This is a genomic window from Nocardia aobensis NBRC 100429 (assembly GCF_000308375.1).
GTDB classification, from domain to species: Bacteria; Actinomycetota; Actinomycetes; order Mycobacteriales; family Mycobacteriaceae; genus Nocardia; species Nocardia aobensis.
This window is the reverse complement of the sequence record NZ_BAFQ01000150.1, coordinates 46,999-68,671: the sequence shown is the minus strand read 5'-3', so window position 1 is coordinate 68,671 and position 21,673 is coordinate 46,999. Positions and strand designations below refer to the sequence as shown.

The following is a 21,673-nucleotide window of genomic DNA, read 5'->3' as shown; positions in this document are numbered from 1 at the left end:
GGTTCGACCGTTCGATGGCCATGCGTCCCGCCCGGGCCGGTTCTCCGGTAGCGTTCGCCACGACGAGTCGTGCGCGAGGGCCGGGAGGGGCAGTGGGGCAAGAGCAGGGGGAGGTCGCGCCACGCCTGCGTGAACTGGTTTCGGCACGGCTGCAGGCGGATCCGGCGGCGAGCCCGGAGGTAGCGCAGACGGTGCTGGCGGCTTTGGGGGAGTCCGCCGAGGAGAGCGACGCCGGGCCGCGGTCCGGAGTGTTCCTGAGCGCCATCCGTGTTCGCGGCTTCCGCGGGATCGGCGGCGAGGCGGTCCTGCGGATCGCGCCCGGTCCCGGTCTGACGCTCGTGGTCGGTCGCAACGGGTCGGGCAAGTCGAGTTTCGCCGAGGCTGCGGAACTGGCACTCACCGGCGTCAATCGGCGCTGGGAGGGTAGATCCGCGGTCTGGCGCGACGGCTGGCGAAATCTGCACTGCGACGAGACCCCTCGGATCGCCGTCGACCTCGTCGCACAGGAACGAGGCCCGTTCACGATCACGCGTACGTGGGCGGAGGGCGACGAACTCTCGGCCGGTAGCTGGACGGAGCGCGAAAACGACAGCGGCAGTGCCGAATTCCACCCGGAGGACTGGGCCCGGGCTCTGGAGCTGTATCGGCCGTTCCTGTCCTACAGCGAACTCGGCGCGGTGGTCGACGGCCGTCCCAGCGATCTGTTCGACGCCCTGCACCGGCTGCTCGGGCTCGACGACATCAGCGCCGCGCTGGATCGGACCCGCACGCGCCGAATCGAATTGGAACGCGCCGCGAAACAGTCCCGGGACGGCCGGCAGGCCCTGCTGGACGAACTGCTCACCGTCGCCGACGAGCGTGCCGAGCGCGTCGCCGAGATGTTGCGCGCGCCCGCGCCGGATCTGTCCGCGGTCGCCCACGAACTCGCCGGCGCCCGCCACGACCCCGGCGGTGTCGCGGCGCTGCAGGCTGTCGCACGCCTGCGCATCCCGGCTTCCGCGCAGGTCGAGTCGGCCGCCGAGGCGGTCGAGCGCGGCACCGCCGAACTGCTGGAGCTGGCGACCGGAGATCTGGACGCGGAACTCCGCGTGGTCGATCTGCTGCGTGGCGCTCGTGAACACGCGGGGGACGGTGAATGTCCGTGCCCGGTCTGCGGCCACGGTCGTCTCGACGCGCGATGGCAGCGCGAGGCGACAGCCCGGATCGAGGCCGTCGAGCGGCGCGCCGCAGTGCTCACCACCGCCCGGGCCGCGCTGGGTGAGGCGATCGCCGCGGCCCGGTCGCTGATCGAACCCGTTCCGCCGGAACTGGAATCGACCATCGCCGCGCCCAATATCGATCCCGCGGACACTCGTCGAGCCTGGTCGAGCTGGTCCGCCCTGCTCGAGGTCGAAGCGGGCGCCACCCTGGCGGCCCGGATGCGCGGCGCGCACGCCGAACTCGCGGTGCGGCTGGAGGTGTTGCAGCGGGCCGTGCACAAGGAACTCGATCGCATCGATGCGGTCTGGACGCCGCTGGTCCCGCGCATCGCGACCTGGCTGCACGAGGCCCGGCTGGTCGCGGCGGCCGATGCCGAGCTGCGTACCGTCCGCCGCGCCGAGGACTGGCTGAAGTCGGCCGCCGCCGGCCTGCGCGACGAACGCCTCGCCCCGTTGGCCGAGCACGCCCGGCGCATCTGGGGCGGGTTGCGTCAGCGCAGCAATGTGGATCTCGGCGCGATTCGCTTGCAGGGCAACGCCGGAGCCAGTCGCAAGGTGCTGCTCGACGTCACCGTGGACGACTCGGGCGCCGCCGCTCTCGGAGTGATGAGTCAGGGCGAATTGCATGCGCTGGGCCTGGCCCTGTTCCTGCCGCGCGCCACGGTGGCCGAAAGCCCGTTCGGATTCGTCATGATCGACGATCCGGTGCAGGCGATGGATCCGGCGAAGGTCGACGGACTCGCCCGGGTGCTGGCGGCGGTGGCGCGCAGCGGACGCCAGGTGATCGTGTTCACCCACGACGAGCGGCTGGCCGAGGCGGTGCGCCGATTGCGTTTGGACGCAACGGTTCTCGATGTGCAGCGGCGCGAGCATTCGCGGGTGGAGGTGCGCGCGGTCGAGGATCCGGTGCAGCGCTACCTCGGCGACGCGCGGGCCCTGCTGCGCACCAGGCAGCTGCCCAAGGCGATCGCGACCGAACTGGTCATCACCTGCTGCCGATCGGCGATCGAGGCGGCCGCATTGGCCCGCGCCCGGCGTGAACTGCTGGCCGCCGGCATCGACCATCGCGAGGTGCAGCGCCGCGTCGATCGGGCGCGCACCACGTGGGAGACGGTCGCCCTGGCGGTCTTCGGTGTACCGGACCGGGTCGACGATCTGAACGACTATCTCGATCAGGAGGCGCCGTGGGCCCGCGCGGTGGTGCGTGATGCCACGGCCGGTGCGCACATCCGCATCCAGCGCCGCTCGGGCGATCTGATCTCGGGGACGAAGAGATTCGTGACATGGCTGAATCCGTGAGGCCGACCGTGGCGCAGCGCTTGGCGGCGGCCGCGGAACTGCTCGACGGCACGGTCACCGATGCGGGTGGCCTGTGGTCCCGGGCGACGGTGTGGATCCTGCGGATCGCGCTGGAACAGTCGGTGGACCGGCTGTGGGCGCGGGTGTCCCCGCCGCTGGCCCGGTGCAGCATGCGTGCTCAACTGCTGGCGCTGGACAGCTGCGCCGGTCCCGAACTCGCGGGCCGCGTCGGTGGACTGTGGGCGACGCTGTCGCGGGCCGGCCATCACCTCGACTCCGAACCCGCGCCGACCCTGCCCGAACTGCGCGACTGGTACGACGAAACCGCCCGGCTGGCCGAGGAACTCGACCGCATCGGCCGCGCGGATGTACCCGCCGTGTTCGGCCGCGGCCGGAACCGGTGAATTCCGGGCGGCGATAATCGTGCGATGGCCGACACCTTTCCCGAGCGCCCGGACGACACCGACCGCTGTCCGTGCGGCAGCGGCGAGCAGTTCGGGCAGTGCTGCGGCCCGCGCCTGAACGGCACCCGCCCGGCGCCGACCGCCGAAGCGCTGATGCGGTCGCGCTATACCGCCTTCGCCGTCGGTGATCGCGACTATCTGCTGCGGACGTGGCATCCACGGACCCGGCCGCGGCGCCTCGCCCTGGATCCGGCGCAGCGCTGGATATCGCTGCAGGTCTTCGACACCGAGGCGGGTGGCCTGTTCGACGACGCCGGCGTGGTCGAGTTCCGCGCCACCTACCGATACGACGGCAGGCGCGGCGTACTTTCCGAGTGCAGCAGATTTGCTCGCGTCGACGGTCAGTGGGTCTACGTCGACGGAGATATCGAATCGTAATCGGCTCGTAAAGAGTCGCAAGTGCTCTCCCACTACCATTACTGAAATACATTTCCGATTAGAACAGATAGCGAAGGAGTTGCCTCAAACGTGGACAACCACGCGGCGACTACCGGGAATCCGGTCCCTCACTAGGGTCACCGCATGGCACGAATCGCGATCGAATACTGCACGCAATGCCGGTGGTTACTGCGGGCCGGATGGATGGCTCAGGAGCTGCTGAACACCTTCGGCACAGACCTCGACGAGGTGGCGCTGATCCCCGGAACCGGCGGAGTGTTCCGGATCACCGTCGATGGTGAGCAGATCTGGGAGCGCAGAGCCGACGGTGGCTTTCCGGATATCGCCGGACTGAAACAGCGCGTGCGCGACCGCATCGATCCCGACCGCGACCTCGGCCACATCGATCGAGGCTGACGCGGTACGAATGATCTCGGACGTACTCTCGGTTACAGGGAGTACGAGGAGGTGCGAGATGAGCACTCAATTCTTCGAGGCGACTCCGGTCGAGGACACTGCCGGACCCGTCGCCCACACGACCAGCGGTGCGGTCCGCGGATTCCGTGCGGGATCCGTGCACGTGTGGCGCAGCATCCCGTATGCCGCGGCGCCGGCGGGCCCGAAGCGGTTCGCGCGGCCGGAACCGCCCGAAGCCTGGTCGGGAGTGCGTGACTGCACCGAATTCGGCGAGATCGCACCGCAGACCATGGGCGATATGGTGCCCGTGGACTCGGGGCTGCGCATGGGTGAGGACTGCCTGTGGGTCAATGTCTGGGCACCGGCCGCCGAACCGGTGCAGCCGCGTCCGGTGATGGTCTGGTTGCACGGCGGCGCCTACTGTCTGGGCACGGCCGCGCAGGCGATCTACGACGGCCGCCGGATGGTCGAGACGGGCGACGTGGTGATCGTCGCGGTCAACTATCGGCTCGGCGCGCTCGGCTTCCTCGATCTGTCCTCACTGGGCGACGGGTTCGTCGCCAATCTCGGCCTGCACGACCAGATCGCGGCACTGGAATGGGTGCGCGACAATGCCGCCGCCTTCGGTGGTGATCCGGGTAACGTCACCGTCTTCGGCGAATCCTCCGGCGCGGGATGCGTGACGGCGCTGCTGACTTCGCCGCGGGCCGCAGGCCTGTTCCATCGCGCCATCGCGCAGAGCCCGCCGGCCACCACCGTCTTCGGTCCGGACCGGGCCGCCGGGGTGGCGAGCCGTTTCCTGGAATTGATGGACCTGCCGCCCGAACGGGCCCGGGAACTGCTGGAATGCCCCATCGAGCGGATCGTGGACGCGGCCGGTGTCCTGCTCGACGAGGTGCCTTTGCAGTCGCCGGGACGACTGGCGGCGGCGCCGGTGGTGGACGGCGATCTGCTGCCCACCTATCCGACCGACCGCTTCCAGCAGGGCCGCTCGCATCGCGTACCGCTGATCATCGGCACCAACAAGGACGAGGCGTCGCTGTTCCGCCTGTTCCGCTCGCCGATCATGCCGGTGACACCCGATGCGGTGAACGCGATGCTCAATGCGGTCGCCGGAGAACATCCCGGGCTCTCGCACGAGCGCATCGCCGAGATCACCTCCGCCTACCCGGATCTGGCCAAGACGCGCGGTGCGCTGGCGATGTCGACCGATGCGGCCTTCCGGATGCCGGCGCACTGGGTCGCCGACGCGCATTCCCGGCACAGCCGCACCTGGATGTATCGCTTCGATCAGGCCACGCCGATGCTGAAGGCGGCACGCGTCGGCGCGGGCCACGCCACCGAATTGCCGTACATCTTCGGCAATTTCGGCTCCTTCGATCACGATCCGACCTTCTGGCTGGGCGGTCGCAAGGTCGCGAGCGAGGTGTCGGGCCGGATGATGCGGCGCTGGCTGGCCTTCGCCGAACACGGGGTGCCCGCGGCGCTGGACGGCTCGAAACATTGGCCGCCCTACCGCGAATCCACCCGCACGACACTGGTCGTCGACGCCGCGGACCGGGTGCTCGACGATCCCGATCACGATCTGCACACCGCCTGGGGTGACCAGGCGGTCGGCTTCAGCTGAGCCGGCTCAGACGCCGCTGGGCTGTTCGGCGCGCTGACCGAGCAGCACCGGCAACCGGCTGTAGCCGTGCAGGGTGAACAGCGGCCGACGCTCCGGGCGACCGGCCAGCACGAGATTCGGGAAACGTTCGAACAGCGACCGCAGCGCGTAGGTGCCCTCCATCCGGGCCAGGCTGGCGCCCAGGCAGGCGTGGATACCGCTGGAGAACGTCAGGTGATCCTTGGCGTTGGCGCGCGTGACGTCGAAGCGGTGCGGTTCGGCGAACACCTTCGGGTCGCGATTGGCGCCCGACAGCGACAACACCACCGTGCTGCCCTGGTGCACCGTGATACCGGCCAGCTCCACCTCGCGCCCGGCGATGCGGCCGGTGTTCTGCACCGGTGCGTCGAAGCGCAGAATCTCCTCGATCGCGTTGGGCCACAGCTGCGGATCCTCGCGCAGCCGGTCCAGCTGATCGCGATGGGTCACCAGTTGGACGACGCCGTTGCTGATCAGATTGACCGTGGTCTCGAATCCGGCGCCCATCAGCAGTGTCGCCGAGGCCTTCAGTTCGGTGTCGTCCAGCGTGCCGGAGCTCACCAGACCGGACAGGATGTCCTCGCCCGGTTCGCGGCGTAGCCGCGCGATGTGCTCGTCGAGGTAGTGGTCCATCTCCACGATGGCCGCCGACGCGTCGCGGGTGGTGCGCCAGCTGATGCCGATATCGAGCATCGGCGAGACGGCGTCACCCCAGGCCAGGAAGCGGTCGCGGTCGGCATCGGGGAAGCCCAGCATCTCGGAGATGATCGCGATCGGCACCTGGGAGGCGAAGTCGGCCACCAGATCCGCCGAACCGCCGGAGGGCAGGGCGTCGAGCAGTTCCGTGGTCACCGATTCGACGCGGTCGCGCAGCCGGGCGATCGCGCGCGGCGTGAATGCCGAGGCCACCGGTTTACGCATCCGGGTGTGGTCGGGCGGGTCGATCACCAGCATCGACGGCGGCTGCACCGGATTGGGCGGCAGCGTCGCCAGATCCATCAGCGGCCGCAGCGGTCCGGGCACGAAACCCTCGGCCGCCGCGACCTTGAAGGTGGTGTCGCGCAGTACGGTACGGACCAGCTCGTAGTCGGCGGTCACCCAGCCCAAGGGGGAGTGCACCAGCCGTCCCTGGGCGCGCAGGGACTCCAGCAGCGGTATCGGATCCTGGACCGCCTCGGGGCTCGACATCAGTTTCGCCAGGGTCTCGCCGCGGCGGGCATAGGTCTTCAAGGCCAGCCGCGGCGTGCCCTGTACCACCAACCACCGAAACCAGTACTGCGGCTTCATCGCCATCCCCGTTCGTCGTCCGGTTCGCTGACACCCACACTACGGAGTGGCGGGCGTCCCGAAAACGGACTGCGGGTGGATCGCCGTGCCCTACCCGGGTAGGAGATCAGGACCGGCGCGCGGTGACGCGTTCGGTGCCGATCCGGTGCTCGAGCCGAGCCGGATCGGGGGCGGTCACCTGCACCAGCGAGGCTCCGGCCGCGTATACCGCGAGCAGTCCGTCGATCAGGTGGGCGGTGGTGTCCCAGTCGGTGGTCGACAGCACCCGGTCGCTCGCGCCGAACCCCTGCCGTTCGGCCGAGGCCCGGGCCGCTGTCACGGTCTCGGCGACCGTGGCGCCGTCGAGGGCGTCGCCCGCGCCCGCCGGGTGGAACTGGTCACCGTGCCCGCGCACCGACGTGGCGTAGTCGGTGATGCCGACCGGCAGATCGGCGACCGGCATACCCATCGGATCCAGCGACAGCGCGGCCACCTCGGCGATATCTCCGGCCTCATCGATGCGCGCGGCCGAGACCAGTGCGAGTTCGGCGTCGGGGTCCGGTCGCAGCACCACCTCGGTGCCGGCCCACCAGCAGCCCAGCAGGACCGCGGCCGTCTGCCAGTGCGCGGGCAGCAACACCGATACCCGCGCGCCCGGGGCGAGGCCGAATTCGTCGCGAATCATATTGGCGGTCTTGGCGGCCCAGTTCGCCAGCGTCAGCCCGGACAGTTCGATGCGGGCGCCGGTGCTGTCGTCGTAGTGGGTGATCCGCGGCGCCGCGGCGTCGCGGGCGAGGATCGGGCCGAGCAGGGCATCGGTGAGAGTGTCGTTCAGTTCACGCATTTCGGTCCGTTCTGGCCGGCGTCGATGGGAGGCGCGGGCGGCACCGGTGTCGCGGTGCCCGAGGCCGGCGAGGTTCCGGACATGTCGAACAGACTGCCGGCCGCCGAGCCCGGACCAGAGTAGTCATCGGCGAGCACCACGCGCACCGCACCCTCCGGCACATCCTGTTCGGCGACCACGGTCAGGCCGCCGAGCGCCTCGGCGACCGCCTTGGCCTTGGGGTCGGAACTCGCGGCGGCGAGCACCCGGCTGCTGCGCACCGGCGCACCCGGCCAATTCCCGACGGCTCCGGTGTGAAAACCCTTGCCGGTCAGCGCCTGTGCGACCTGGCCGGCCAGACCGCCGGTGCTGCCGGCGTTGTAGACGTCGGCGGTGACCGAACTCGGCGCCGCCGCGCGGTCGTCGTCGTGATCGTCGGTGGTGGCGCCGACCGCCGCGGCGACGTAGGACTTCACCGATTTCGGGTCGACCTTCACCACCGATTCGCCGTCGGCGGTGGTTCCGTCGAGATCCTGCACCGGAATTGTCTCGAAATTCACCTTTCCGCCGGACAGATCCTGCAGCTGATGCATGAACGCCACCACATCCCAGTCCTCGTCGAGCACGATCGTGCGCCCGACGGCATCGGCGAGTTCGCGCAACTTCCCGGGATTGGCGAGGATTCGGGCGTTGAGGGCCTTGTTCACCAGTGAGGCCATGAACACCTGCTGGCGCACGATGCGATCCAGGTCGCCGCGTGGCAGATCGTGGCGCTGACGCACGAAACTCAATGCCTGCGCCCCGTCGAGCCGTTGCTGTCCGGCGGGGAAATCCGCACCCGAGAGCGGTTCGTCGACCGCGTTGTTCAGGCAGATGTCCACCCCGCCGACGGCATTGGTGAGCAGCACGAATCCGAGCAGACCCACCTCGGCGTAATGGTCGACGGTGACGCCGGTGAGATTGGCGACCGACTTGATGAGTGCCTGCCGGCCGGCCTGGGTGGACTTCTGCTCGATCTGGGAATTCGAGAGGCCCTGCGCGGCGAATTTCTGCCGCGCGTTCTCCTTGGTCGCGCCGTAGGCGGAGTTGATCTTGCCCTTGCCGATACCGGGGATGTCGACATAGGAGTCGCGGGGAATCGAGATCGCGGTCGCCGACCGGCCGTCGTTGGGCACCCGGACCAGCACGATGGTGTCGGTGTTGGTGCCGACCTCGTCGCCGGCGTGCAACATCGCCCGTTCCTGATCGCTGAGCGGATTGCCGTGCGCGTCGGTGCGGCTGTCGATACCGACCATGAGGATGTCGACCGCACCGTCGTGGCCGCCGCCGAGTCCCAGGTTGCCGATCCGCTCGATGCCGGAGATCAGGGAATCCACGCTGTGCCAGCCGAAGCCGGTGACGATGAACACCACCGCCGCGGCGGCCACGGCGAGCAGCCGCCCGGGACGATTCACCCCGGGACTCGAACTCGGGCGAACGCCGCGAGCTCGCGGGATGCGGCCGCCGGGCAGTGGTGCTCCGGCGCCGCGGGGCGGCGACGAGGCACTTCTGTTCTGCGGCACTCCGTATTCCTTTTCCACGCTCGATCGACCCCCGTTCGAGAATCTGCCCGCGTAGCCCACCGCCTCCGATACCGGTGGCGTACCGGGGAGTTCCCGGATTCGAGGCTATCCAACCAGTGCGCCCGCACCGCTGAACCGCTGTTGGCGTGGCGTGCCAGACTTGCCGGATGAGTCCCGATTCCCAGTCCCGGCTCGTGATCACCGGCGCCGGCGGACAGCTCGGCCGGGCGCTGCGCACGGCGGCGCCCGCGGCCCTCGCCCTGGGCCGTGCCGATCTCGACATCACCGACGCCGAAGCCGTGCGCGCCGTCGTTCGCCCGGGCGATGTGGTGCTCAACTGTGCCGCCTACACCGCCGTCGACGCCGCCGAGTCCGAGCACGACGCGGCGTACGCGGGCAATGTCACCGGGCCCGCGGTACTCGCGGCCGCCTGCCGCGTGGCCGGCGCGCGCCTGATCCACATCTCCACCGACTACGTCTTCGACGGCACCGCGTCGGATCCGTACGAGCCGGACGATCCGACCGGCCCGGCAAGTGTGTACGGCCGTACCAAACTGGCCGGTGAGCAGGCCGTGCTCGGCGAATATCCGCAGGCCACGATCGTGCGCACGGCGTGGGTGTACACCGGCGACCGCGGCGACTTCGTCGCGACGATGCGACGGCTCGAGGCCGAACGCGAGACGATATCGGTCGTCGACGACCAGGTCGGATCGCCCACCTACGCACCCGATCTGGCGCAGGCCCTGCTGGAACTCGTTGCGCGGCAGCCGATTCCGGGTGTACTGCACGTGAGTAATGCGGGCGCGGTCAGTCGCTTCGGGCTGGCGCGGGCGGTGTTCGCCGAACTCGGGGCCGATCCCGAGCGGGTGCGGCCCTGCGGTACCGCCGACTTCCCGAGTCCCGCGCGGCGCCCGGCATATTCGGTGCTGTCGAATCGAGCCTGGGCGCAGGCCGGTCTCACGCCGCTTCGGGAGTGGCGGGCGGCGCTGGCCGATGCGCTGGCTCGCCTGTCGGATCGGACGCAACCGTGATCGGCGCTGCTCGCCGCCGCCTGAACCGGCGCCCGTGAGCCGCGACGCCGGCGGTCAGACTGATAAGGCCCTGTGGGTGGTTGTGCTCGGGTGCCTACTCCGGCCTCTCACCCATTAGGCTGGCCTTCCGTGAGCGCTTCGGATTCAGCCCCTTCCGCGGACCGTACCCCTCAGCTGGCGGTGGTCACCGTAACCTATTCGCCGGGCGAGCATCTCGACCACTTCATCAGCACACTCGCGACCGCCACCGCGGAGAAACCGCAGGTGATCCTCGCCGACAACGGCTCGACCGACGGCGCTCCCGAGCTGGCCGCGGAGTCCGACGAACACGTCACGCTGCTGCGCACCGGTGGCAACATCGGCTACGGCGGCGCGGTGAACCGGGCGGTCGCCGAACTCGATCCCGATATCGAATACGTGATCATCGCCAATCCGGACGTGCGCTGGGGCACCGATTCCATCGATCACCTGCTGGCCGCCGCCCGGCGCTGGCCGCGCGCGGGTGCGCTGGGGCCGCTGATCCACGAGCCGGACGGCAGTATCTATCCCTCCGCGCGCCGGGTGCCCGGCCTGCTCGACGGCGCCGGCCACGCGATTCTCGGCACGATCTGGCCGGGTAACCCCTGGACCCGGCGGTACCGGCAGGAGAACGAGGAGATCGCCGAGCGCACCGTCGGCTGGCTGTCGGGGTCGTGCCTGCTGGTCCGGCGCGACGCGTTCGACAGCATCGACGGCTTCGACTCGCGGTACTTCATGTACATGGAGGATGTCGACTTCGGCGACCGGATGGGCAAGGCCGGCTGGCACAACGTCTTCGTGCCGACCGCCGAGGTCACCCATGCCAAAGGCCACGCGGCCGGGCGGCATCCGGAGACCATGTTGCCCGCCCATCACGCCTCCGCCTATCGTTTCCAGGCCGACCGCCATCCGCACTGGTGGCAGGCCCCGCTGCGATGGGCGTTGCGGGCCGGACTTGCGATTCGCTGCAAACTTGCGGTTCGATCTGCGCTGCGCGAGCGCGACCGCGAAGCGCAGCGATAACGCGTGGACCGAACCTGAAAAAGGGGAAGACTGATGCCGGACAATTCGGGAGGGAGCGCGGGCGTGGACACCGCAACCGACGCCGTGATCCTCGTCGGTGGCCAGGGCACGCGGCTGCGCCCGCTGACGCTCTCGGCGCCGAAACCGATGCTGCCGGTCGCCGGTCTGCCGTTCCTGCACCACCTGCTGGCCCGGATCGCCGATGCCGGGATCACCCATGTGGTGCTGGGCACGTCGTTCAAGGCGGAGGTCTTCGAGGAACATTTCGGCGACGGCGCCGAACTAGGCCTCGACCTCGAATACGTCACCGAGACCGAACCGCTGGGGACCGGCGGCGGTATCCGCAACGTGCTGCCGAAGCTGCGCGCCGACAACGTGATGGTCTTCAACGGTGACGTCCTCGGCGGCGCCGATCTGGGAGCCGTGCTCGACACGCACGCCTCGACCCGCGCCGATGTGACCCTGCATCTGGTCCGCGTCGGTGATCCGCGCGCCTTCGGATGCGTGCCCACCGACGAGACCGGCCGGGTCACCGCCTTCCTGGAGAAGACCCAGGATCCGCCGACCGACCAGATCAACGCCGGCTGCTACGTCTTCCGTCGCGAGTACATCGAGAAGATCCCGAGCGGCCGCCCGGTATCGGTCGAACGCGAGGTGTTCCCGTCGCTGCTGGCCGAGGGCGCCCACATCCAGGGCCATGTCGACGCCTCGTACTGGCGGGATATGGGGACGCCGGAGGACTTCGTGCGCGGGTCCGCCGATCTGGTGCGCGGGATCGCGCCCTCGCCGGCGCTGCCGGGTCAGCGCGGGGAATCGCTGGTCCACCCCGGTGCCGGTGTCGCGCCGGGTGCGCTGCTGATCGGCGGCACGGTCGTGGGGCGCGGCGCCGAGGTCGGCGCTGGTGCGCGACTCGACGGTGCGGTGCTGTTCGACGGCGCCCGGGTCGAGGCCGGGGCCACCGTGGAGCGCTCGATCATCGGATTCGGTGCGCGCATCGGGCCGCGGGCGCTGGTCCGCGATGCGGTGATCGGTGACGGCGCCAGCGTCGGCGCCCGCTGTGAGCTGCTGCGCGGCGCCCGCATCTGGCCGGGCGTGGATCTGCCCGACGGCGGGATCCGCTTCTCCACCGACGTCTAGTTCCGGCGACCTGTGCTGTGAGGCGACCTGTGCTGTGAATCGACAAGGCCGCCCGTGCACTCGCACGGGCGGCCTCGTCGTAGCTGCCGGAAGGATGTCGAACACTCGTACCGCTGACTACTGCGGGACGGCTGTGGCCGGCACCACCGCGACGGCGTTACGGGACGACCCCGCCGCCGAACGCTCGCGGATGAGCAGCACGCCGGTCGCGGCGACCAGGGCGGCGGTCAGACCGTGCACACTCAGTGCGGTGGTCACCGAGCCGTGATTGTTCAGCACCGTGAGCATGTCGCCGATCGGGGTCACCGCGGTGGCGAGCATCGCGATGCCGAGCGCGAAACGCTGCCGTGTCAGCAGCAGCGCCAGGAGCACCGCGCCGGAGCTGATATCGCGGACCCCCTTCAGTGTCATGAAGGCGGCCGACTCTCCCTGCGGCCAGGCCGGAAGCCCGAAGCCGGGTGCCATGGAATTCGGTGTGAGGACGTAGCCGAGGCCGATGTACAGGATGAAGGCGACGCCGATCAGGACGAGGGCGGTGGCGAGGCGGGGACGCGTCATTGTCTTGCTCCAAAATCTAGCGTTGCTAACCGATGGGATAAGCGTAAGCGGCAATCGCTAACTTGTCTAGCGTTGCTAGAATTTCGGTATGACGGTTCAGGAACGCAAGGAACGCGAACGTGCCCAGCGCCGGCAGGCGATCATCGACAGTGCGCGTGAACTGGCCGAATCCGACGGCTGGGATGCGGTGACGGTGCGCCGGCTCGCCGAGCGCATCGAATACAGCCAGCCCGTGCTCTACAGTCACTTCTCGGGAAAGCGGGCCATCGTCTCGGCCGTGGCCGAGGAGGGGATCGGTCAGTTGCGGGATGTGCTCCGCGCCGCCCACGAGCAGGCCGACGGCCCCGATGCCGCGATGGAGGCGGTCGCCCGGGCCTATCTGAAATTCGCGGCCGACAACGCCGCCCTCTACGACGCCATGTTCGTCCTCGACACCGAACTGCCCTTCGGTCCCGACGCACCCCAGACCCTGCGCGACTGCTTCGAGGAGCTCGAGCGGCTGTTCCGGCCGCGGGTCCCCGAAGCCGACACCGGGGCCTACACCGAGGTGTTCTGGAGCACGTTGCACGGGATGGCGGCGCTGGACCGCAGTCATCGCCTCCGCCCGGACCTGTGGGAACAGCGCATGGACGTGCTCATCCGCTGGGCCACCCGGAGTTGATGCCCTGAGTCCCTTGGTTTTCGGACCCTACAGTGGTGATCATGGCGGATGCGGTGGTGGTCGGCTCCGGGCCCAACGGTCTGGCCGCGGCGGTGCTACTGGCCCGCGCGGGGCTCGAGGTGGAGGTGTTCGAAGCCGCGGATCGTGCCGGTGGCGGCTGCCGTACCGCGGAGCTCACCCTGCCCGGATATCACCACGACGTGTGCGCGGGCGCGCATCCGATGGCGCTGGCATCCTCGTTCTTCCGCACCTTCGATCTCGGTGCGCACGGCGTCGAATTGGCGACTCCCGCGATCTCCTACGGACATCCGCTCGACGGCGGGGTGGCCGCGTCGGCCTGGCGGGATCTGGACCGGACGGCCGAGGGGCTGGGCCGCGACGGTGCGACGTGGCGGCGCCTGTTCGCCCCGCTGGTGCGGGAGTGGGAGGCGGTGGTGGAGCTGGGGATGTCGGACCTGCGCCGTATTCCTCGTGATCCGCTGTCCGCGCTGCGCTTCGGCCGCCGACTGCTCGAGCAGGCATCTCCGCTGTGGGACCTGCGTTTTCGCGAGGAACGTGCGGCGGCGCTGTTCACCGGGGTGAGCGCGCACGCCATCATGCCGCCGCGGCAGTTCTCGGCGGCCGGTGTGGCGTTGCTGCTGGGCACCCTCGGCCATGTGGGTGGCTGGCCGATTCCGCGCGGCGGCTCACAGGCCATCGTCGATGCGCTGATCGCCGATCTGGAACGCCACGGCGGGCAAGTCCACACCGGGCACCGCGTCGATTCACTGGACGAATTCGCCGGTGTGCGAACGGTTCTGCTCGACACCGCGCCCACGGAACTGCTGCGGATCGCGCGAGTGCCCACGGCATATCGAAACCGGTTGCAGCGCTACCGGTTCGGCGGCGCCGCATGCAAGGTGGATTTCGCTCTGTCGGGCCCGGTGCCGTGGCAGGCGACGGAGCTGGCGGCCGCGGGAACCGTACATGTCGTCGGCACGCGAGCCGAGGCAATGGCCGTCGAACGTCTCGTCGCGTCGGGCCGGCACGCCGAGCGGCCGTACGTTCTGGTGATCCAGCCGGGCGTGGTCGATTCGTCCCGGGCTCCCGGCGGCAACCACACGCTCTACGCCTATGCCCACGTACCCAACGGATCCGGCCGCGACGTGAGTCCCGACGTCGTCGCGCAACTCGAACGCTTCGCCCCCGGCTTCCGTGATCTGATCCAGGCCACCCATGTGCGTCCGGCAGCACACATGCCCGCGCACAACGCCAACTACGTCGGCGGCGATATCGCGGCCGGCGCGATGACCCTGGCGCAGACGATCTTCCGCCCGACGCCGCGCTGGAACCCTTATGCCACCCCGCTTCCCGGTGTGTACCTGTGCTCCGCCGCGACCCCGCCGGGTCCCGGCGTGCACGGCATGTGCGGCATGCACGCCGCGACTCGTGCGCTGCGAGAGCAGTTCGGCATCCGCATCGACCCGGCCGTCCTGCTCGGCGCGTCGTCATGAACCGGAACCCCGCGCGCCGCCATCGGACCGGAGCAGTGATCCTCGGTGCTCGGGCATCCGCCGCCCGAACCGCCGCCGCGGGTCTACACCGGCTGGGTGCGGTACAGATCAGGCTCGATGTACATGACCCGGGCGGCGGGGACGGCCGCCCGCACCCGGGCTTCGGCGTCGTCGATCGCGGCGGCGATATCGGCGATCTCCAGTCCGGGCACGATCGACACCTTCGCCGCCACGAGCATCTCCTCCGGGCCGAGGTATTCGGTGCGCAGGTGGATGACCCGGTCGATGCGCTCCCCGTCGACCAGCTTCGCGCGGATCGCCGCGTCCTGTGCGGGGGTCGCGCCCTCACCGATCAGCAGGCTCTTCATCTCCACGATCAGCACGACCGCGATGACACCGAGCAGCAGGCCGATGCCGAGGGTGCCGATGCCGTCCCAGATGGCGTTGTCGGTCACCACCGTCAGAACCACCGCGGCCAGTGCGATCAGCAGACCGATGAGCGCGCCGGTGTCCTCGAGCAGCACCACGGGCAGTTCCGGGCTGCGCGAGTTGCGGATGAACCGCCACCAACTCGCACCCTCGCGCAGCGGTGCGGATTCCCGCATCGCGGTCATGAAGCTGTAGCCCTCGAGCGCCGCCGCGATGGCCAGGATCACGATCGCCACCAGGGGGGAGGTCAATTCCTCCGGATGCTGGATCTTGTGCACACCTTCGTAGATCGCGTACATCGAGCCGAGGGAGAACAGCACCAGCGCCACGACGAACGAGTAGAAGTAGCGGTTGCGTCCGTAGCCGAACGGATGCAGATCGTCGGCTTCCTGCTCGGCACGTTTCTGCCCGAGCAACAGCAATCCCTGATTACCGGTGTCGGCCACCGAGTGCACGGCCTCGGCCAGCATCGATCCGGAACCGGTGATCGCGGCGCCGACGAATTTCGCCACCGCGATACCGGCATTCGCGCTCAACGCCGCGAAGATCGCCTTCTTCCCGCCACCAGCAGACATGGTGCAGCCCCGGTCCTTTCGTCCCCGGCGCACGCCGGTAGATGTCCGATTTGTTCGATCAATCTACTAAAGCGGCCGAACCGGCCGCGCGCTCACTCGCCCACACACGCGCAGAACAGCTGCGCGGGGCCGCCGAGAGCTCGCGCCCGGATATCGGTATCGGTGGCCGAGATCCACGCGGCGCTGCCGGCGGCGATCGGCAATTCGTTCCCGGCCTGCGACAGCGCCACGGTGCCGGCCGTCACCAGCATGATGCCGGGGCCGACCCGCGGAATGTCGACCGCGGCGGCGTCCTCGGTCAATTCGAAGCGTCGCAAGGCGAATTCCGGGGCGGGCGTGGGGTACCGGAACGAGTTCTCATCGACCGGTTCGGGTTCGATGATCGGCGTGCGCAGCGGTTCGAAATCCAGCACCCGCAGCAGCTCGGGCACGTCGACGTGCTTGGGAGTGAGCCCGCCGCGCAGCACATTGTCCGAATTGGCCATGATCTCGACGCCCATGCCGCGCAGATAGGCGTGCAGGCTGCCGGCGGCCAGGAACAGGCCCTGTCCGGGTTCCAGCGTCAACCGGTTCAGCAGCAGAGCCGCCAGCACCCCGGCATCACCGGGATACGCCTCGGCCAGCTCCAGGGTGGTGCGCGCTTCGGCCGCGAATTCCTTGGCCTGCCTGGGGTATTCGAGCGGGTCGACCTGTTTGAGGTAGCGCACACATCCGTCGAGGACCTTCGGCAGCAGGGTGGCCAGCATAGCCTGCGGCAGGGTGATCCAGGTGGTGAACAGGGTGCGCAGGCCACCCGAATCCGGCTGGGCGGCAAGCAGTTCGGTGTACTGCACCAGCTCCGGCACGGCCAGCGAGTTCAGCAGGTCGACGGTGCGCAGCGGATCGCGGAAACCGGCCAGCGCCTCGAAGCGATCGAGTGCCACCACCAGCTCGGGCTTGTGGGAGTCGTCGCGGTAGTTGCGCATGGGCGAATCCAGCGGCACCCGCGTGTGGTTCTCCCGTTCGAATCCGTAGCGGGCCTGATCGGCGCTGGGATGCGCCTGCAGCGACAGCGGTTCCTCGGCCGCCAGGATCTTCAGCAGGAACGGCAGGCGGCCGCCGAACGCCGAGGCGACCGCGCCCAACTCCCGGTTCGGCTCGGCCTCCAGCAGTTCCAGCAGCGAACGGCCGGTGCCGTCGGTGAGGACCTTCGCCGGGTCGGCGGGGTGGGCGCCGAACCACAATTCGGCCTCGGGATGGGGGGAGGGAACCTCCCGGCCGCACAGCTGAGCGAGTGCGGTGCGAGATCCCCAGGCATAGGAACGCAACGCACCAACGAGTTCGTGCACTAGTAGTGGCCCCCGTCGTAGTGGGCGGGACGGCTCGCGGCTGGGGGGCCGCCGAGCAGACGCAGATAGGCGGCGGCCATTTCCAGCCGCAGCACCAGCACCGCCAGTTGTTCGAGCTCGCTGCCGCGGCCGGCCGCCGGCGCCTGGGGTTCGCCCGCACCGGTATCGCGCGGCACACTCGCCTCGGTGCGCATCAGCTCGATGTCGACGTTGACCAGATCGGCGTCGACGATGCCCGCGCCCGCGCCGAAAACGGCCAGCCGGCGCCGGGCCGCGACCTGATCGCCGTCGGCGCTCACCACGAACACGCGGGCCCGATCGACCGGGGCCGGTCCGTCCAGCTGCTCGTCGTGGAACAGCGGATCGTAACCGGGCGCGGTCCCCTCCGCGGATTCGATCAGCCGTGCGTTCGCGGCCACGGCCTCGGTGAGGTCGACGGCGGCCGCGATCTGCCCCGCGGTCTGCAACAGCACCTCGGCGCCGTGCTCGGCCACCACCGCGGCAGCGGGGGAATCGCCCGTAAGCACCAGCCGCCGTTCCCGCATCCGCGCGGCGAGGGTTTTGGCGGGGTTGTGGAAGACCTCGTGGTGCGGGCCGTCGCGCAGTGCCTCGGCATCGAGCACATCGGCGAGTTCGTCGAGGTTCGGGACCAGCGGTCCGATATGCATCGGGTCGACCGCCTGCAGCACCGCGATGCCGACCGCGACGAATCGCAGCATCCGGTTGTGGTCGAGCACCCGGATCCGCGGCGGCAGCATGGCCGCCCGCCCGGCGGCCGCGGCTCGCATCGGACCCTCGTCGGGTGCGGCGACCACGACTTCGGCGCCGCGGCGCAGTGCCCGGTCGACGGCGCCGGTCAGTCGCGGATCAGCCGAGTCGTCACCGGCGACGACCACCACGTCCAGCGAACCGACCCACTGCGGAATCGTGGTGGCGCTGATGATGGGCAGCCCCGCGCGGTCGCCGAACGCGGCCTGCAGCAGAGTGGCCGCGCGGGCCGCGCGTCCGGTGCCGGAGACCAGCACCAGACTTCGCGGCCGCAGACCGTCGAGCCGGCTGAGCGCGTTTTCGGCGACGGCGGCCGCGGTGGCACGCACCTGGGCGCCCCCGGAGGCGGCCGAACGCAAAATTCCCCCGGAATCCGCGGCCTCCAACGAGGCGACGTCATCGAGGTCGAGTACGGGTGTCCCTGCGATCATCGGGCGTTGCCACCTCCCCTCAATCGGGTCACCACGCCGGGGGATGTCGTTGTCCCCGGGCGAATCCAAGCCCTGTGATTCCACTATTCCAGTCAGCCGCGCACGATGCTCAGAATCTCGGTCACGAGTGCGTCTACTTCCTCCTGCGAACGGGCCTCGACGTTGAGTCGCAACAACGGCTCGGTGTTGGATGCGCGCAGATTGAACCACGCCTGGCCGGGCAGTCGCACGGTCACGCCGTCGAGCCGGTCCACCGATTGCGCGCGCCCTTCGAATGCGGTGACCACCGCCAGGGTTCGCTCCTGCGCATCCGCCACTGTGGAGTTGATCTCCCCGGAGGCCGCGTAGGTCGCGTACGAGGACGCGAGCTCCGACATCGGCCGGTCCTTCTCGCCCAGGGCAGCCAGCACGTGCAGAGCGGCCAGCATACCGGAGTCGGCACCCCAGAAGTCGCGGAAGTAGTAGTGGGCGGAATGCTCGCCGCCGAAGATCGCGCCGGTCGAGGCCATCTGCTGCTTGATGAAGGAATGGCCGACGCGGGTGCGCACGGGCGTGCCGCCGAGTTCGGTGACCAGTTCGGGCACGGCCTGCGAGGTGATCAGGTTGTGAATGATCGTGGCGCCCGGCTCTTTCGCCAGTTCGCGCTCCGCGACCAGCGCGGTGATCGCGGAGGGGGAGACCGGTTCGCCGCGCTCGTCGACGACGAAGCAGCGGTCGGCGTCACCGTCGAACGCCAGGCCGATGTCGGCGCCGGTCTCGCGGACGTACTTCTGCAGGTCGACCAGATTCTTCGGGTCCAGCGGGTTCGCCTCGTGATTGGGGAACGATCCGTCGAGTTCGAAGTAGAGCGGGGCGATGGTCAGCTGCGGCACCGCACCGAGCACGGCGGGGACCGTATAGCCGCCCATCCCGTTACCGGCGTCCACGGCGATCTTCAGCGGCCGGATCGCGCCGAGATCGACCAGCCCGCGCAGGTATTCGGCATAGGCCTCGAGCAAGTTCTGTTCGGTCGCGGTGCCGCGGGTGCCCGGTCCGGCCGGCACGCCCTCGACGAGTTCCTCGGCGATGGTCGCGAGCCCGGTCTCCTGGCCGACCGGCAGCGCGTTGGCCCGGCACAGCTTGATGCCGTTGTAGCGCGCGGGGTTGTGGCTGGCGGTGAACATGGCCCCGGGGCACCGCAGATGGCCGGAGGCGAAGTAGAGCTCGTCGGTGGAGGCGAGCCCGATGTGAACCACGTCGAGTCCCTGATCGAGGACGCCGTCGGCGAAGGCGGCGGCCAGTTCCGGGGAGGAGTCGCGCATATCGTGACCGATGACGATGCGCGTGGCGGGGGTGGCGTCGGTGCGCATCAGCCGGGCGAAGGCCGCGCCGACGTCGCGGACGAATTCCGCGTCGATCTGCTCCCCGACAACTCCGCGAACGTCGTATGCCTTGACAACTGCGTGAACGGACTCGGCAGACCGGGCGACTGTCATGACCAACACCCTAGTAGGGCCGCGGGCCGGTCCGGGCTTCAGGCCGGTCGCGCGTGTGCGGCGCGTGGTGCGGGCTCAGTTCGGGGGATCGGGGAGCACCCGTAGATGGCCGCGACGGCCGGTGCGGCCGGGCCGCTGGGGTCGCGCCGGGGGCGGGGCGTACTCGCTGTAGCCGCGCTGTTCGGGTTCCGGTGCGCGGCGTCGCATCCCGGCTTCGCGGACGGCCTCGGCCAGTGCGGTCAGGTCGTCGTCGTCCGGTGTGCTGGAGGAGAATCCACCTTCGTGCCGGACCAGTTCCCAGCCCTTGGGGGCGGTGATGCGGGAGCCGTGGGTTTCGCACAGATCCCAGGAGTGCGGTTCGGCGACGGTGGCGAGGGGGCCGACGACTGCGGTGGAGTCCGAGTAGACATAGGTGAGCGTCGCGACGGCCGGATTCTTGCAGCCTGGGCGGCAGCAACGACGCATGGGAATCACATCCAGCAGACTAACCCCCCACGCCGGGTGTCGCAGACAGACACGCGGGCCGGTCCCCGGCCACTTCGGGTCGCGCGGGGCTCCGGCTCCGGGGAGATCACGTGGCCCCGCCGCCGGCGCGGTGACTACTGTCGCAAGGTATGACCCGATCGAAGAGGCGGCCGGTGACGACCCGTTCGGTGGTTCGCCGCGGCCGCGGCGTGCGCGGACCGATGCTGCCGCCGTCGGCGCCCGCGCGCCGCACCCGCGGCCAGCAGTTCGACCGCCTGGTGCTGGAGGCGTTCGCCCCGCTGGACGCCCGCTGGCACGATCGCCTGACCAAACTCGACATCGCGGTCGACGACGTCCCCAAGATCCGTCCGCTGCATCCGGATTCGGTCACCTGGCCCGACGAGGTGGTCGCCGACGGCCCGGTCCCGCTCTCCCGCCTGATCCCGGCCGGAGTCGACCGCCACAACGTAGCCACCCGAGCCCGAGTGGTCCTGTTCCGCAAACCCCTCGAACTCCGCGCCCACGACCCGGAAGACCTCCTGGACCTTCTGCGTGAAGTCCTGGTCCAGCAGATAGCCACCTACCTGGGCGTAGACCCGGAGATCATCGACCCGACAGGGGAGTAGGCCCACGAGAGCAGCCGGTCGCCCCGCTCGTCACGGAAAACGAGAACCGGACGACTCGATCACTGTCGCCCCCGTTCCCGCCCCGCTCCGCCGAAGCGAAGCGAGGCGAACGGGGCACCCGGACAACATATTTCGCGAGCACATGGGTAACTCACCGGGTACGCCCACAACCCGGCCAGGCCCACAACCGCCGGCCCGCAACGCGACCCGAGCGGCTCTTACTCGTCCGCAGAGGCCCGGAGAGGCGGCTACGAGATGCCGCGCTTGAGGCGGCGGCGTTCGCGTTCGGACAGGCCGCCCCAGATACCGAACCGCTCGTCGTGGGCGAGTGCGTATTCCAGGCACTCGTCGCGGACCTCGCAGCCCAGGCAGATCCGTTTGGCTTCCCTTGTGGAGCCGCCTTTTTCGGGGAAGAAGGCTTCCGGATCGGTTTGGGCGCACAGCGCCCGTTCCTGCCACTGTTCTTCGATGGTGTCGAACATCGCATCGAAGTCGGTGACGATGAGACTCAGCTGCGGTGTTTCGGGTTTGCGCTGAGTGCGCGCCCACTGCCCTCCTTGCGGAGTTCTGTCGAGCGATCCCGATTCGTTGTTCACCGTGCT

Annotated in this window: 21 protein-coding genes; 11 read left to right on the top strand and 10 right to left on the bottom strand. The window is 69.5% G+C overall.

The window, feature by feature from the left end; all coding sequences use genetic code 11:
- Window positions 1-92 precede the first annotated feature (92 nt).
- The 5 genes from RJ03_RS19860 (at window position 93) to RJ03_RS19840 (ending at window position 5,384) form a co-directional block, all read left to right on the top strand.
- Entirely contained in the window at window positions 93-2,498 is a 2,406-nt protein-coding gene (locus tag RJ03_RS19860) for an AAA family ATPase (protein ID WP_036504590.1), read from the top strand.
- The gene (locus RJ03_RS19855; protein WP_036504589.1) at window positions 2,483-2,902 is read left to right on the top strand and encodes a hypothetical protein; all 420 of its coding nucleotides are present in this window, start codon (window positions 2,483-2,485) and stop codon (window positions 2,900-2,902) included. Before RJ03_RS19860 ends, RJ03_RS19855 begins: the two co-directional genes overlap by 16 nt.
- Window positions 2,903-2,926: 24 nt before the next feature.
- Complete coding sequence (locus tag RJ03_RS19850) at window positions 2,927-3,340, top strand: YchJ family protein (RefSeq protein ID WP_036504586.1); 414 nt, start codon at window positions 2,927-2,929, stop codon at window positions 3,338-3,340.
- Window positions 3,341-3,484: 144 nt separating this feature from the next.
- Complete coding sequence (locus RJ03_RS19845) at window positions 3,485-3,757, top strand: Rdx family protein (RefSeq protein ID WP_036504585.1); 273 nt, start codon at window positions 3,485-3,487, stop codon at window positions 3,755-3,757.
- 58 nt (window positions 3,758-3,815) lie between these two features.
- A complete protein-coding gene (locus tag RJ03_RS19840; protein WP_036504584.1) occupies window positions 3,816-5,384 on the top strand; it encodes a carboxylesterase/lipase family protein in 1,569 nt (522 codons plus the stop codon).
- Between the two features lie 6 nt (window positions 5,385-5,390).
- Here RJ03_RS19840 and RJ03_RS19835 read toward each other — a convergent pair whose 3' ends face one another.
- The 3 genes from RJ03_RS19835 to RJ03_RS19825 all read right to left on the bottom strand — a co-directional run bounded on the left by RJ03_RS19835 (window position 5,391) and on the right by RJ03_RS19825 (window position 8,945).
- Complete coding sequence (locus RJ03_RS19835) at window positions 5,391-6,689, bottom strand: cytochrome P450 (RefSeq protein WP_036504667.1); 1,299 nt, start codon at window positions 6,687-6,689, stop codon at window positions 5,391-5,393.
- 106 nt (window positions 6,690-6,795) lie between these two features.
- Window positions 6,796-7,512 carry a TIGR03089 family protein gene (locus tag RJ03_RS19830; protein WP_036504665.1) on the bottom strand — a complete coding sequence of 239 codons (717 nt, stop codon included), beginning with the start codon at window positions 7,510-7,512 and terminating at the stop codon, window positions 6,796-6,798.
- On the bottom strand, window positions 7,500-8,945 hold the full coding sequence (locus RJ03_RS19825) for an LCP family protein (protein WP_167331990.1): 1,446 nt from the start codon (window positions 8,943-8,945) through the stop codon (window positions 7,500-7,502). The genes RJ03_RS19830 and RJ03_RS19825 overlap by 13 nt, the downstream gene beginning before the upstream one ends.
- Before the next feature lie 275 nt (window positions 8,946-9,220).
- Between RJ03_RS19825 and rfbD the strand changes: the two genes are divergently transcribed.
- The 3 genes from rfbD to manB all read left to right on the top strand — a co-directional run bounded on the left by rfbD (window position 9,221) and on the right by manB (window position 12,262).
- Window positions 9,221-10,084: a dTDP-4-dehydrorhamnose reductase gene (rfbD, locus tag RJ03_RS19815; protein WP_036504579.1), complete on the top strand. Its 864-nt coding sequence runs from the start codon at window positions 9,221-9,223 to the stop codon at window positions 10,082-10,084.
- 129 nt (window positions 10,085-10,213) lie between these two features.
- Complete coding sequence (locus RJ03_RS19810; RefSeq protein WP_051024897.1) at window positions 10,214-11,125, top strand: glycosyltransferase family 2 protein; 912 nt, start codon at window positions 10,214-10,216, stop codon at window positions 11,123-11,125.
- A 63-nt stretch (window positions 11,126-11,188) separates the two neighbouring features.
- Complete coding sequence (manB, locus tag RJ03_RS19805; protein WP_062995279.1) at window positions 11,189-12,262, top strand: mannose-1-phosphate guanylyltransferase; 1,074 nt, start codon at window positions 11,189-11,191, stop codon at window positions 12,260-12,262.
- A 117-nt stretch (window positions 12,263-12,379) separates the two neighbouring features.
- On the opposite strand, the gene RJ03_RS19800 is transcribed toward manB, so the two are convergent.
- A complete protein-coding gene (locus RJ03_RS19800; RefSeq protein ID WP_036504574.1) occupies window positions 12,380-12,820 on the bottom strand; it encodes a DUF4267 domain-containing protein in 441 nt (146 codons plus the stop codon).
- Window positions 12,821-12,908: 88 nt separating this feature from the next.
- On the opposite strand from RJ03_RS19800, the gene RJ03_RS19795 reads away from it, so the two are divergent.
- Window positions 12,909-13,481 carry a TetR/AcrR family transcriptional regulator gene (locus RJ03_RS19795; RefSeq protein WP_036504573.1) on the top strand — a complete coding sequence of 191 codons (573 nt, stop codon included), beginning with the start codon at window positions 12,909-12,911 and terminating at the stop codon, window positions 13,479-13,481.
- Between the two features lie 41 nt (window positions 13,482-13,522).
- Complete coding sequence (locus RJ03_RS19790; protein WP_036504660.1) at window positions 13,523-14,974, top strand: phytoene desaturase family protein; 1,452 nt, start codon at window positions 13,523-13,525, stop codon at window positions 14,972-14,974.
- Between the two features lie 83 nt (window positions 14,975-15,057).
- Here RJ03_RS19790 and RJ03_RS19785 read toward each other — a convergent pair whose 3' ends face one another.
- The 5 genes from RJ03_RS19785 to RJ03_RS19765 form a co-directional block, all read right to left on the bottom strand.
- Window positions 15,058-15,978 carry a cation diffusion facilitator family transporter gene (locus tag RJ03_RS19785; protein ID WP_036504571.1) on the bottom strand — a complete coding sequence of 307 codons (921 nt, stop codon included), beginning with the start codon at window positions 15,976-15,978 and terminating at the stop codon, window positions 15,058-15,060.
- Window positions 15,979-16,070: 92 nt separating this feature from the next.
- Window positions 16,071-17,306: a mannose-6-phosphate isomerase, class I gene (gene manA, locus RJ03_RS19780; RefSeq protein WP_036504569.1), complete on the bottom strand. Its 1,236-nt coding sequence runs from the start codon at window positions 17,304-17,306 to the stop codon at window positions 16,071-16,073.
- Complete coding sequence (locus tag RJ03_RS19775) at window positions 17,306-18,505, bottom strand: amino acid adenylation domain-containing protein (protein WP_036504567.1); 1,200 nt, start codon at window positions 18,503-18,505, stop codon at window positions 17,306-17,308. The genes manA and RJ03_RS19775 overlap by 1 nt, the downstream gene beginning before the upstream one ends.
- Before the next feature lie 92 nt (window positions 18,506-18,597).
- Window positions 18,598-19,980, bottom strand: coding sequence for a phosphomannomutase/phosphoglucomutase (locus RJ03_RS19770; protein ID WP_036504565.1), 1,383 nt, complete (start codon window positions 19,978-19,980; stop codon window positions 18,598-18,600).
- A 75-nt stretch (window positions 19,981-20,055) separates the two neighbouring features.
- Window positions 20,056-20,445: a DUF3499 domain-containing protein gene (locus RJ03_RS19765; RefSeq protein ID WP_036504562.1), complete on the bottom strand. Its 390-nt coding sequence runs from the start codon at window positions 20,443-20,445 to the stop codon at window positions 20,056-20,058.
- 149 nt (window positions 20,446-20,594) lie between these two features.
- On the opposite strand from RJ03_RS19765, the gene RJ03_RS19760 reads away from it, so the two are divergent.
- Window positions 20,595-21,071, top strand: coding sequence for a metallopeptidase family protein (locus RJ03_RS19760; protein WP_167331878.1), 477 nt, complete (start codon window positions 20,595-20,597; stop codon window positions 21,069-21,071).
- A gap of 248 nt (window positions 21,072-21,319) precedes the next feature.
- On the opposite strand, the gene RJ03_RS19755 is transcribed toward RJ03_RS19760, so the two are convergent.
- Window positions 21,320-21,553: a WhiB family transcriptional regulator gene (locus RJ03_RS19755; protein ID WP_036504657.1), complete on the bottom strand. Its 234-nt coding sequence runs from the start codon at window positions 21,551-21,553 to the stop codon at window positions 21,320-21,322.
- Between the last annotated feature and the right edge of the window lie 120 nt (window positions 21,554-21,673).